The organism is Cytobacillus sp. FSL R5-0569, from assembly GCF_038007265.1.
In the GTDB taxonomy this organism is placed as follows: Bacteria; Bacillota; Bacilli; order Bacillales; family Cytobacillaceae; genus Cytobacillus; species Cytobacillus kochii.
This window is the reverse complement of sequence record NZ_JBBOWW010000001.1, coordinates 1,931,866-1,944,864: the sequence shown is the minus strand read 5'-3', so window position 1 is coordinate 1,944,864 and position 12,999 is coordinate 1,931,866. Positions and strand designations below refer to the sequence as shown.

15 protein-coding genes are annotated in these 12,999 nt (G+C 36.8%); all 15 read right to left on the bottom strand.

What is annotated here, in order from left to right:
• Nucleotides 1–20 precede the first annotated feature (20 nt).
• The gene (locus tag MKX78_RS10155) at nucleotides 21–386 is read right to left on the bottom strand and encodes a response regulator (RefSeq protein WP_095369520.1); all 366 of its coding nucleotides are present in this window, start codon (nucleotides 384–386) and stop codon (nucleotides 21–23) included.
• A 17-nt stretch (nucleotides 387–403) separates the two neighbouring features.
• Nucleotides 404–1,618 (bottom strand): flagellar motor switch phosphatase FliY, encoded by a 1,215-nt coding sequence (gene fliY / locus MKX78_RS10150; protein WP_095369521.1) that lies wholly within the window; start codon nucleotides 1,616–1,618, stop codon nucleotides 404–406.
• A complete protein-coding gene (gene fliM / locus MKX78_RS10145) occupies nucleotides 1,611–2,606 on the bottom strand; it encodes a flagellar motor switch protein FliM (RefSeq protein ID WP_095369522.1) in 996 nt (331 codons plus the stop codon). Before fliM ends, fliY begins: the two co-directional genes overlap by 8 nt.
• Nucleotides 2,607–2,675: 69 nt before the next feature.
• Complete coding sequence (gene fliL / locus MKX78_RS10140; protein ID WP_095369523.1) at nucleotides 2,676–3,089, bottom strand: flagellar basal body-associated protein FliL; 414 nt, start codon at nucleotides 3,087–3,089, stop codon at nucleotides 2,676–2,678.
• A complete protein-coding gene (locus MKX78_RS10135) occupies nucleotides 3,082–3,306 on the bottom strand; it encodes a flagellar FlbD family protein (protein WP_095369524.1) in 225 nt (74 codons plus the stop codon). Before MKX78_RS10135 ends, fliL begins: the two co-directional genes overlap by 8 nt.
• A gap of 43 nt (nucleotides 3,307–3,349) precedes the next feature.
• Nucleotides 3,350–4,837, bottom strand: coding sequence for a flagellar hook protein FlgE (locus MKX78_RS10130; protein ID WP_416337081.1), 1,488 nt, complete (start codon nucleotides 4,835–4,837; stop codon nucleotides 3,350–3,352).
• A 41-nt stretch (nucleotides 4,838–4,878) separates the two neighbouring features.
• The gene (gene flgD, locus MKX78_RS10125; RefSeq protein WP_095369526.1) at nucleotides 4,879–5,508 is read right to left on the bottom strand and encodes a flagellar hook assembly protein FlgD; all 630 of its coding nucleotides are present in this window, start codon (nucleotides 5,506–5,508) and stop codon (nucleotides 4,879–4,881) included.
• A 12-nt stretch (nucleotides 5,509–5,520) separates the two neighbouring features.
• Nucleotides 5,521–6,840, bottom strand: a complete 1,320-nt coding sequence (locus tag MKX78_RS10120; RefSeq protein ID WP_341050749.1) for a flagellar hook-length control protein FliK — start codon at nucleotides 6,838–6,840, stop codon at nucleotides 5,521–5,523.
• Between the two features lie 15 nt (nucleotides 6,841–6,855).
• A complete protein-coding gene (locus tag MKX78_RS10115; protein ID WP_307314425.1) occupies nucleotides 6,856–7,476 on the bottom strand; it encodes a MotE family protein in 621 nt (206 codons plus the stop codon).
• A gap of 8 nt (nucleotides 7,477–7,484) precedes the next feature.
• Nucleotides 7,485–7,928: a flagellar export protein FliJ gene (fliJ, locus tag MKX78_RS10110; protein ID WP_095369529.1), complete on the bottom strand. Its 444-nt coding sequence runs from the start codon at nucleotides 7,926–7,928 to the stop codon at nucleotides 7,485–7,487.
• A 3-nt stretch (nucleotides 7,929–7,931) separates the two neighbouring features.
• On the bottom strand, nucleotides 7,932–9,251 hold the full coding sequence (fliI, locus tag MKX78_RS10105; protein ID WP_095369530.1) for a flagellar protein export ATPase FliI: 1,320 nt from the start codon (nucleotides 9,249–9,251) through the stop codon (nucleotides 7,932–7,934).
• Nucleotides 9,238–10,005 carry a flagellar assembly protein FliH gene (gene fliH, locus MKX78_RS10100; protein WP_322909229.1) on the bottom strand — a complete coding sequence of 256 codons (768 nt, stop codon included), beginning with the start codon at nucleotides 10,003–10,005 and terminating at the stop codon, nucleotides 9,238–9,240. The genes fliI and fliH overlap by 14 nt, the downstream gene beginning before the upstream one ends.
• The gene (gene fliG / locus MKX78_RS10095) at nucleotides 9,998–11,044 is read right to left on the bottom strand and encodes a flagellar motor switch protein FliG (RefSeq protein WP_095369532.1); all 1,047 of its coding nucleotides are present in this window, start codon (nucleotides 11,042–11,044) and stop codon (nucleotides 9,998–10,000) included. Before fliG ends, fliH begins: the two co-directional genes overlap by 8 nt.
• Nucleotides 11,026–12,624, bottom strand: coding sequence for a flagellar basal-body MS-ring/collar protein FliF (gene fliF / locus MKX78_RS10090; protein ID WP_307314433.1), 1,599 nt, complete (start codon nucleotides 12,622–12,624; stop codon nucleotides 11,026–11,028). Before fliF ends, fliG begins: the two co-directional genes overlap by 19 nt.
• Before the next feature lie 51 nt (nucleotides 12,625–12,675).
• Nucleotides 12,676–12,984, bottom strand: a complete 309-nt coding sequence (gene fliE / locus MKX78_RS10085; RefSeq protein ID WP_095369534.1) for a flagellar hook-basal body complex protein FliE — start codon at nucleotides 12,982–12,984, stop codon at nucleotides 12,676–12,678.
• Nucleotides 12,985–12,999: the final 15 nt, after the last annotated feature.

The window sequence follows — 12,999 nt, the reverse complement described above, 5'->3', positions numbered from 1 at the left end:
TACATCTCACTTCTTACGGCTTATTGATTCAATGTTTTTGAAATCGCCTCGATAACCCTATCTGCTTGAAATGGTTTAACAATAAAATCTTTAGCACCTGCTTGAATGGCATCGATCACCATCGCCTGCTGTCCCATAGCAGAACACATAATAATCTTAGCTTGACTATTAATTTTTTTGATTTCCTTTAATGCTGTGATTCCGTCCATTTCTGGCATGGTAATATCCATTGTAACTAAATCAGGCATTGTTTCTTTGTACTTTTCAACTGCTTGTAAACCATCTGCTGCCTCTCCTACAACCTCAAAACCATTTTTCACCAATATATCTTTAATCATCATTCTCATAAAAGCTGCATCATCGACAATTAATATTTTTTGAGACATTTTCTATTCCTCCTTGGTTACCTTAACTTTTTAAGACGATCTTGTTGACTGATTATTGAAGTGACCCTTACACCGAAGTTTTCATCTATTACAACCACTTCACCTTTTGCTATTAATCTACTATTTATTAAAATATCTACTGGTTCGCCTGCCAATTTATCTAATTCAATAATTGACCCTTGCGTCATATCTAAAATTTCTCTTACAGATCTTTTGGTACGTCCTAATTCGACTGTTAGCTGCAATGGTATATCTAAGAGCATATCCAAATTATTCGTTTGCTTTTCAGCTGGTTGTTGCGAACCAAACTCTAAAAAGTTGGCCGGCTGAATCTGCGCCTGTACCGCTTGTTTTTGCATTGGCTCAGTTGGTGGTTGATAATAATTAGGCTGACTATATGTATCAACATTTTCAGTAGAGCTATGAGGCATATCACTCATTGATAAAGATGAGCTTGTCTCTTCCATCTGTGCAATCTCTTGCGGTTGTACATCACTTACTTTTTGTTGTTCCATTTCCTTGTCACTTTGTTCTTCAGCTGTTGTTTGTAATAACTCTTTCACTAAGCTTTTGGCAAAGTGATAAGGTAATACTTGCATAATATGAGAATCAATTAATTGACCAATGATGATGCGAAAAGAGATTTTCACTAGAGGATCTTCCCTAGGGATCGTTTCTGTCCCTTCACCTGTCGATAAATTCAGTATATCAATTGTCGGAGGAGATATATCCACCCTTTTCCCAAAAATAGTGGACATTGAAGTAGCAGCTGAGCCCATCATTTGATTCATTGCTTCTTGCACCGCACTTAAATGAATATCTCCCATGTCTGGTGATGGTTGACTTCCATCGCCACCAAGCATCAAATCGGCAATGATCGATGCATCATGTTGATTAATAACAAGAATATTCGTTCCCTTGAACCCTTCTGTATAATTCACCTTAATGGCAACATAAGGATGGGGGAATTCTTCAATTAATTTATCATATTCGATAACAGAAACAGAAGGAGTCGTTATTTCTACCTTCTGATTTAATAATGTAGACAAAGCTGTCGTCGAACTACCAAATGAAATATTACCTATTTCTCCAAGAGCATCTTGTTCAATAAGCGTTAGTTCTTGCCCTTTGTCTTGCTCTTCTGGAGCAGAACGAAAAAATGTTTCGTTCTCGTCTCCCGTTCCTTTTAACAATGCATCAATTTCATCTTGTGAAAGCATATCATTACTCATTTTCTTCTTCTCCTTTCACAAAATCCAAAATTTGTACAGCCATTTTTTTATGGACTTTCCCAGGTTGTCCTGTGAATTTTTGAATTTCGCCAACTTTAATCTGCATCGGTTCGTGAATGCCTTGATCCAATTCAATCACATCACCAATTGTTAAATCTAAGAAATCTTCAATACTAATATCCGTCGATCCTAATTCACATACAACGGGAATACTGGCCATCTCAATATTTTTTGTTAATCGTTCTATCTCTTCAGGCTCTCTGTTCTTTACATCTGATTCAATCCAATATCTTACTGATAACTTTGGCATAATGGCTTCTAATGCCACATGCGGGATACAAATGTTGATCATTCCACTTGCCTCGCCTATTGTGGCAGTGAGAGATATTACGACAACTGTTTCATTAGGTGAAACCATCTGCAAGAATTGGGGATTGACTTCAAAATCTGCATAACTTGGCTCGATGTCTATTACATTGCTCCAAGCCTCTTTCAAGAGAAGAAAAGCTTTCGAAAACGTATTAGACATAATCTTTGTTTCTATCTCTGTTAGGTTTTCTACTTTATTTAAGCTAGATCCTTTGCCACCCATCATGCGATCCATTAATGCGTATGCGATATTGGGATTTACTTCGATCAATATTTTTCCATCAAGTGGTGGAACATCGAAAACATTAAGGATTGTCATTTTAGGAACTGAACTAATAAACTCTTCATACGGAATTTGATCAGTAGATGTCACCGATATTTGCGCATAAGTTCTTAATTGTGCTGAAAAGTACGTTGTTAATAACCGAGCAAAATTTTCATGAATCCTTGTTATGCTTCTAATTTGATCTTTAGAGAACCTAAGAGCACGTTTAAAATCATATGTTTTAATTTTGCGCTCACTCTGTTCCTTTTTCAGTTGATCAGCGTCCATCTCTCCAGTTGAAAGGGCTGATAGAAGCGCATCTATTTCACTTTGCGATAAAACTTCTCCTGGCAAAAAAGTCACCTCCATATCTTTGAATTAAACTCTTATTTTTAAAAGATGAGTAATCTGTCAGCAATTATGTTATTGGAGGATTGATTCAGTTATATAGATTTTTTCAATTTTGCCCGATTCCATCAGGTCATTTATTTTTTTTGTTAAATTTTTCTGTAATAATAGTTGACCATCTTTACCTCTTAAATCATCTGCTTGCATTTCTGATAACTCTTGGATCATTAAGTTCTTCACTTGGAAATCTCTTTTCTCTAACTCTTCTTTCGCCTTTTTACTCTCCACTTGGATAGTAAAAGATATCCGTATATAATCGTCACTTGCTAGATTTGTCGTAATCTGGTCAATAGAGACAGTGCGTTCAAGAATATCATCAATAGAAGACTCGTTTGCATCCTTCGCAAATACATCCGTAAAGTAAAATAACGAACCACTAATTACTAGTAACAATGACAGAATTCCAACGATGAGCCATTTTTTATTCATCTTCACCGTTCTCCTCCCACATAGAATGAGCTTTAATCATACCAACAGCCTGGTAGAACTGCTGAATACTTTCCACTACTTCTAATTCATTTTCCTTCACAACATACTTTTTACCATTGGTAAGTGTGATTGTTGTATCAGGAAATGATTCGACTGTTTCGATATAAAACGCATTTAACCTAAACGATTGACCATTTAATCTCGATAATTTTATCAATTTATTGTAATAGGCAAACCAAAGCTTGCCTAAACCTCCCTTTTTAACGTTTCAAGTTAACTAGTTCTTGAAGAATCTCATCAGACGTCGTAATAATTCTTGTATTTGCTTGGAAGCCTCTTTGGGCAGTAATCATTTCAGTAAATTCTTCTGATAAATCAACATTAGACATTTCAAGTGATCCTGCCGCTAAGCTCCCTCTTCCGTCACCTGCCATACCAATATTAGCCACACCTGAGTTGGCAGAAGCTTGATAAAGGTTATTACCAGCTTTTGTTAACCCTGAGCTATTGCTAAATTTGGCTAAAGCGATCGTTCCAAGAATATCGATAAGACCATTTGAATAGACACCATTAATTTCACCAGATGCACCAATATTGAAGCTTTCCAGTTTCCCTTCCGTATAACCATCAGGAAATACATTGGCATTCGATGCTCCTTCTACTTGTGTAAGTGCAGAAAAATCAAGATTAACTAATAATTGACTTTCATCTTCATCCGTTGCCATATTATCTGTTACACCTGAAGGAACTGGTATTCTAATACCTTCTTTTAACGCATCAGCACCTACGATTTGTCCATTGGCATCAAAGCTTAATGTAAGATTATCCTCAGGTTGGGTTGGTGCCGTAACATTAAACGTCCAAGTACCATCTTCTTTCACATTTGATACATCAATTTGTAAGCCATGGGCGGATAAGACGCCATTCTTAACTTGAGACGCATTTACAGTTACATCACCATCAGGTGTTGAAATCGTATATACATCATCTTTTAACTCAACTTCCCAATCTCCTGTTTGTGTCCCCTTGTAACCTTCTGGATTTTTCACACTAATATTTCCAGCGTCTTCATCTGGATTTGTGATCGTACCAACAGAAGATGGTTTTGGCTCTTCATTAAAAAAGACACCCCAGCTATTGTCGCCCATCTTTTTAAAGTAAACAGTTGACGCATGGGCATTACCGTTGCTATCAATTGTTTTTATTTGTTGATTAAATACCGTTCCAATATTCGCATCTTTTGCTAGATTTCCTTGGACTGTGATTGATTCTGTTGTCACTGCAGGAAGGGTGGCATTCACATTTACAACCACATCACCTAATACACCGTTGCTATTATATGCCTGTACTTTTAACCCCTCACTATTCACTAGACTGCCATCATCATCCAAATAAAAATTACCTGCACGCGTATAATACTGGGCCCCACCTTGCTGAACGATAAAGTAACCATCTCCTTCAATGCCCAAATCCAATGCTCTACCGGTCGTTTGCATACTCGATCCAGAGTGAATAACATCGATCGTAGCCAAAGTAGACCCTAGGCCAACTTGTGTTGCATTTCGCCCACCACGTAATTCTGTCGGTGAGGATGGACCAGCCACCATTTGATTCATTGCATCTTTAAATGTGACTCTACTCTTCTTAAAACCGGCTGTATTAACATTGGCGATATTATTACCAATTACATCTAATTTTGTTTGAAAATTCTTCATTCCACTGATCCCTGAATACATTGAGCGTAGCATTGCATTTCCTCCTTTAAATCATCAAATATATCATTTCGCTTTTATTCAATTTTCATAATTTGCTGTGGGGTAATTAATTTTTCAGAACCTGAAATATGAAAATATGTTTGTCCATCTTTAAAGGACACTGACTCCACTTTAGCTATTTGATTTTCCCCTTGATCATCCTGATAAGTAATTTCTTTTCCGATTAATAAACTAGATTGAACTAATGTATTCTCATCAATCGTTGGCTGATTTAGTTCAGAAATATTACTTGGTGATAACTCGGTTCCATCTTCAAGAATAAATGTGACAGTAGAATCTTTGAACTGTATGGAAGCAACTTTTCCAGTTCCTTGCTCAACTTCCACATTAGCCTCATTAGTATTTAATTTATGCCAAGTAATCTCTTTACCTACAAATTGAGAATAAGATAGTAATTGGTTCTGCTCTTGAATGTTGATCATTTCTTCCATACTTGTTGTCAAATTAGTCATTTGTTCTAAAGAAGAAAACTGAGCCATTTGTGATATAAATTCTTTATCATCCATCGGGCTTGTTGGGTCTTGATTTTGAAGTTGAACCATTAATAATTTTAAGAAGTCATCTTTGCCTAATGTATTGCTATTATTGGTATTGGCTGCTTGTGATTGTGATAGCAATAAAGAAGAATCAATACTGTTTGTCATATAACTTACCACCTAAACCTTTAGATTTAATAATTCTGCTTCTAATTCATCGAAGAAAGAGGTTGCTTTATCCTCTTGTTCTTCTCTTCGGTTATGACCATCACCATCTTGATTTGGTTGATTCTTCTCTCTTTGACTGAACGATTCCTCTGCATGCTTTTGTTCTAAGGAGGTATGATAAATTTCGATCTTATCGACATTGATATTTTGTGAATGAAATGCTTGTCTGAGAGTTTGTGCGCTAGATTCAAATGCATCTTTGGCTGCCTGTGTACTTGCAATAATTCTAGCAATCATCACTTGATCTTTTTGGACAATTTCTATCTTCAATGTGCCTAAATGTTCTGGTGTGAGTTGTATGCTCAGTTTTTGTATCCCATTAACAGTCGTAAATTTGGCACGGGATAAGGTATTCTCAAACTGTTTTACTAATTGTTCTGCCGGAATTGGTTTACCATTTTGTAGAATATGTAATTGCAAAGTATCGTTCTTAGAGTTTGCAACCGGATTTGTAGGAACTTGCACAGTCTTTATATCCGGATTTTGATCCTCTATTCCTTTACTAATTGTTGAAAGTATTTCCACTTCTGTTTCCATTTGCTTCTGCTCACTATTTATTAACGTCATGCTTAGTGGTGAATGATTGACCAACTGTTGTGTTCGAAGTTGTGTCTCTCGGGCTTTTAAAGAAATGGATTGAGGTATCGGTACAACTGCTTCGTTTTCTAGTATTTTCACGATGTCTTTTACGAGTCCAGCTAATTGTTGTTGATTAAATGGTGATGGTTCCGTTTGTTGATTCATCATTTGCACAAGCTTTATTGTTTGGAAGACGGCTTTGTTCTGAGTGATAAGGTCAGTTGTTTGTGTTTGTGTTAGCGTTTGCGCACGCCCACCTTCCACTACTGAAACTAACTTTGAAAGAAAATTCTCTCTAGCTTCTGCCGTTTGAAGATCTATAGAAATATCATCTTGATTTTTCAACAATGACTGGATATGAGTAAAAATCAATTCCATCTCTTCTTCTTCAATGTTTAATAACTGACTAGCCTTTTCTACAACTAGCGGTTCATCTCGTAAGTCGATATACATAAACGATTGCCATTCTTCCGGCAAATCTTCCCACACTAATACTCCGAGAAGAGATAGCAAATCATCTTGCTTTGTAACTGCATCTTTCGTGACGTCGCTATTCGAACTGACCGTTTCCACAGTCGACAGAACACTCCCTAAAAATTGAGCGAAATCGCCTTTACCCACCTTCTCATTAGCTGATACTTCTTTAGTAGATTGATGGTTATTACTTATAGGTAACAGTGACATGAGTTCCATGAAACATCTCCCTCTTTATTCAGCGGCTTTCTCATCGTCATCTGTGGTAGAAGTATTTTCTACAGACGCTGTTACCAGGCTTGTAAATGAAGCAGCTTTTGTTGGTTCCATTTTTGCCAGTATATCAGCAAGTACTTCAGGTTTTACCTCTGCCAGGATTCGCACCGCTTCTTCTTCATTCATATTAGATAAAATAGGCGCAGCTTTTTTAGCAGCCATTTCTTCATAAGTTTTAATAATGTCACTAAACGCCCGCTTATTCTCTTCTTTCATTAAAACTAATTCGTCTACTCTATTTTCTAATCGTGTTTTTTCTTGGCTTGCTTTATTTAATTCATTGTCTTTACTTTCTACTTGATTTTGCAGTTGCTCAATTCTTGCCTCACGGTCATTGACCTCTGCCTCTAGTTCGATCAGTCTATTTTCCATTGTTTGTATCATTTCTGTTTGATTTTCTTCAAAAAGGGTAGATAGAACAGGAACATTTTGACCATACTTTTTCGCCACTTCAAAGATGTTATATCCACTTACAGTTAGGATTAATAATCCAATTGCGATAAGTCCAATTAAAGTGGTGGCAATGATCATAAATATCTTAATGACCGGTCTAGACCTTTTCTCTTTGTGACTTTCCATCTTATCACCTAAAGTTCTTTATGGATAAATTGCTGGATTGAAATATCATCCATTTCAATATTTTCTAATCTCTTCATTTCTGATACGTATTGCATCTTCTTCTTATCTTTAATGACTTCATATTTCTTGTACTCTGTCATTTTTTCTGCAAGCTTTTCTTGATAATAATACATTTGTGTACGAGCATTCATTACTCTTTTTTGATAATGACTAATTGTCTTTTCTAAATTCGAAATAAACTGTTGCTGATAACGCATTTCCACTACTTGTAAACCACTAACTAGTCTTTCAGATTGCAATCTATCTAGATCTTCTTTTTTCTTTAACAATTCATATAGTTTGGTCGCAGCTTCTTCAAAACGTCTCGTCGCTTGATTATAAATATCCAAAGCTTCATCTTTTTCACGTTCTTTTACATGCATAATTTTCTCAAACTTATATTTAAAAGACATTTGTTACTGTGCTCCTTCTCCAACTAGCGCAAATAGTTGTTCAATTCCATCATCAATCGTCACTTTTTCATCCGTTTGTTGTTTAAGAAAATTTAAAATTTGTGGATATAAAGCAATCGCTCGATCTATTTCTTGTGATGACCCTTTCTTATATGCACCGATATTAATTAAATCCTCTGATTGCCTATAAGTACTAAGTGATTCTCTTAAGCTCTCAGCTGCTTTTATATGCCTCTTACTACTAATTTGATTCATTACACGACTGATACTTTTGAGTACATCTACAGCAGGATATTGTCCTTTATTAGCGAGTTCTCTATCTAACACATAATGACCATCCAATATACCTCTCACAGTATCAGCAATTGGTTCATTCATATCATCACCATCAACAAGCACTGTATAAAAGGCAGTGATAGAGCCCTCTATGGAGGTGCCAGTTCTCTCTAACAGCTTAGGTAAAACAGAAAAAACTGATGGCGTATAGCCTTTTGTTGTCGGAGGTTCGCCAATTGCTAAACCTATCTCCCGTTGTGCCATTGCTACCCGAGTAACAGAATCCATTAGCATCATAACCTTCATGCCTTTGCTACGAAAATACTCTGCAATGGCTGTCGCTGTATAGGCACCTTTTATTCTCATTAATGGCGGTTGATCCGAGGTAGCTACAATGACAATTGAACGTTTTAATCCTTCAGGACCAAGATCTCTCTCGATAAACTCACGGACTTCTCTTCCTCTTTCACCAATTAAAGCGATGACATTAATGTCTGCTTTTGTATTTCTGGCAATCATGCCGAGTAGAGTGCTTTTACCAACACCACTACCTGCAAAAATGCCCACTCTTTGGCCGTTACCAACTGTTAGTAAACTATCAATCAACCGAACGCCTACTTCAATTGGTTCGCTAATGGGTGGTCGCAAGAGAGGATTTGGTGGCTCTTGTTCTGTTGGCACCTCTCTTAATCCTTTTGGAAGTAGAGACCCGTCTAATGGTTGTCCCAAGGAATCAAGGACATTCCCTACAAGAGAAGTCCCAACTTTAATTTCTAACGGTTTTCCTGTTGTTTCTACTAAACTACCAGGTGATATATCAGTAACTGTTGTATATGGCATAAGAATAATATTCTCATCTTTAAATCCGACCACTTCTGCACGTATCTTCCTACTCTTCTTACCTTGCACATGAATATAGCAAACATCACCAATGGAACTAACCGGCCCTTGAGATTCAATCATTAGGCCAACAACTCTCTTGACCCTCCCGTATTTTTTGAAACTATCTGTATCATGAATTTCCTCTAATAACTTATCCAAGTTCATGATGGGTCTCCAACCATTCTGATAGTCTTTCTTTGATCTCGTCTATTTGACTTTTACATGTGGCATCAATTCGACCATTATCTGAATCAATTACACAATCTACTACAGAAAGTTCTTCATCGGGAAGGATATACAGGCCAGCTTCAACAGGTAACATTGCCTTAAGTTCATCCTTATAGCTTAATAACTCTAGATATTTATCAGGATGAACAATAAGTTTAATGTTTTTGTAATGCTTTGCTTCTCTTAATGCGTTTTTTACATAAGATTGATAGTGCTCCGAATGATGAGTTAATTCCGTGGCAATGATTTTTTCTGCTACATTCATACTAATCGTTAATATCGTTCGGTCCGCTGACTGAATAGTTTCTTCATAATCAGTTTTTGCTGCATTAATTATCTCTTTTACTTCTGCTAATCTAGAGGTATATGAGTTAAATCCATCTTCTTTACCTTTACTCATCCCGGTGAGGTAACCTTCCTCATATGCCTCTTTACGTACCAATTCTTGTTCTTCTTTTGCCTTTTCCTTTTCTTCTTGAACTGTTTGATATATGCGATCAGCATGCTGATTTGCCGATTGGATAATTTCTTCCGCTCTCTTCTCTGCTTCATTAATCACCTGGTCATAATAGGCAGACATCTGCTGTGATGGATGATCCTCTGATTGTTTAAACATCGGCCGAATAGAGATTGTTATTTGCTCCTCTTCGCTTAAGTAATCGTGAGTAGAATGTTTAAATAACCTAGACAATAATATCATCCCCTCCGCCTCTAGCGACGATGATTTCCCCAGCTTCTTCCAGTCTGCGTACAATTGCGACAATTCTTGATTGTGCTTCTTCGACTTCTCGAAGTCGAACTGGTCCTAAAAATTCCATTTCCTCTTTAAATGTATCTACAGTACGCTGTGACATATTTTTATAAATAATCTCTTTTACTTCTTCACTAGACACTTTCAAAGAAAGCATGAGATCTTCACTTGCACAATCTCTTATCACTCTCTGAATCGCTTTATTATCAAGCGTAACAATATCCTCAAACACAAACATTCTTTTCTTTATTTCTTCAGCTAAATCTGGATCTTGAATTTCTAATGCATCAAGAATCGTACGTTCAGTTGAGCGATCCACGCCATTGAGCACTTCTACTACAGACTCGACTCCACCAGTTTGCGTATAATCTTGTGTAACAGTAGCGGACAGCTTTCTTTCTAAAATTTGTTCGACCTCATTAATAATTTCAGGAGAAGTGCCATCCATTACTGCGATTCTTCTAGCAATATCTGCTTGCGTATTTTGAGGTAATTCCGACAGTATTTGACCAGCCTGCTGTGGTTCTAAATAGGAAAGAATTAACGCAATGGTTTGCGGATGTTCATTCTGAATAAAATTCAATATTTGTGTTGGGTCAGCTTTTCTGGCAAAATCGAATGGTCTCACTTGAAGCGAGGAAGTTAAACGATTTATTATCGCTGTTGCTTGCTCGTTTCCTAATGCCTTTTCGAGCACAGTCTTCGCGTATCCGATACCCCCTTGCGCAATGTAATCTTGAGCAAGAGCGATTTGATGAAATTCATCTAGCACTTCTTCTTTTGCCTCAGTGTCTACTTTTCTTACACCGGATATTTCTAAAGTCAACTTTTCAATTTCTTCTTCACTTAAATGTTTATACACATTAGAAGCAATATCTGGACCTAAAGATATTAATAAAATGGCTGCTTTTTGCCGTCCTGAAAGATTTTTCTTCTCCCTTTTCACGCTTGACTGGCCTCCTAATCTTCCGTAATCCATGTTCTTAGGAGCTTGGCAAAGTCTTCCGGTTTCTCTTTAGCTAGCTTCTCTAATTGCTTGATTCGGATGCTTGCCTCTGTTTCCTTTTCCTGATGTACATCAGGAATAGAATCATTTAATTGCTCTTCCACTTCATACTCTACAATATCTTCTTCTTTCTCTTTTTTATTACGTAAGAATAACCATAGTAATAATATAATTACCAATAATAGTAACCCTACAACCAAATATATCCACCAAGGAATCGTTCCTGTTTCTTCATTTGGAAACTCAACTTTTCCATTGAACTCTTGAACGGAGACAGCTATTTTATTTTGTAGCTCTTCATCGGTTAACGTTTCATCCAATGTGTCTTTATCGATGGATGTACGGATAATGGTTGATAAGATTTGCGTTATATCATTAATCCGATCTTGTGGCAATGAATTTGGATTATTAGCATCAGGTGGTTCCACCATTACTTGAATGCCCAAATCCCTTACTTTATATGGGCTTTCAACAATTTCTTTTCTTATTCTGTTTACTTCATTATTAATTGTTTCTTCTATTTTTTCATAATCGCCGTTGCTATTTGAACCTTCAACATAAGAAGAGCCGAGTGCATCCGCACCATCTTCACTTTGTGGGATACCTCCTTCTGTATCTCCATTCCCTGTAAAGGTTTCTGTTAGCTTTTGTGCACTAATGGCTATTCCTTCCATATTCTCTTCATCTACTGGTTCGACAAGATTTTCTTCTCTATTCTCTTGTGTGAAATCGACATCTGCTGTAACAGACACCACTACTTTTTCTTGACCCATTAATGTAGCTAGCATCGTTTGCACTTGACGTTGGATATCCTTTTCGATTTCTTTTTTTATTTCATGTTGTACAGCAAATTGATTGCCTGTCGAAAATTCTTCACTGTTTTTCAAATCAAAGTACTCAAAGTTTTGATTAGTTATGACGATATTATCAGTAGGTAAATTAGGTACACTTTTAGACACTAAATGATAGAGTGCTTGGATTTGTTGATTTTCAAATTTATAACCTGGATCCGTGTTTAAAACGATAGACGCCGATGCTTGTTCCTCTGTTTCATTTAAAAACACACCAGATTCAGGCATGTTTATCATGACTTTAGCGTTGTTAATACCATCAATACCTTTCATTAACTCTGCTAATTCAGACTGCATCGCATCTAGTTTCATCACGTCAAATTCATTTTCCGTCATCCCGATTCCAGCATTTTGACTAAAAAATGAGTAATCAATATTACCGCTATCTGGGATTCCTTCTGCAGCTAGCTCTACCATGAGGCTATCTACTTGTTCTTCTGGTACTTTAATAGCTGTACCACCTTCAACGATTTCTGACTTAATCCCCTTAGCATCTAAATTTTCCTTTATACTGCCTGTTTCTGAGGGTGTCAGGTTACTATATAGTGGGACTAAGGTGGTTCTAGTCGAAAGAAAAACAATGATACTAATACCAATGATTAATAATAACGGAGCACCGATTATTAAAGCCTTTTGCCCCTTTGTTTTCGCATCCCAGAACGTTCTCACCTTTGTACCATATGCTTGCAAAGAATCTTTCATCTAAAAATCCCCCGATGGTCCTTGGTTATTCATTAGACGAGAATGCATGATTTACACTTGCATTCTCATCATCTCTTGATATGCTTCGACTGCCTTGTTACGCACTTCTAGTGTTAAAGACATGGATACACTCGCTTTTTGAGCGGTGATCATTACGTCGTGGAGATCAACATCCTGCCCCGTAGCAAGCTTTGTCGTCATTTCATCCGATGCTATTTGCCTTTCATTTACACTACCAATTGCATTTTTCAAAGCCGAAGCAAAGCTATTATGTGCATCACTCGGTGTAATCTCTTTTACATTTTGAGCATTATTCGGACTATTTGTATGTACGACGGGAGAGAAGCTATTAATATTCATCTCTTAGTCTCCTTC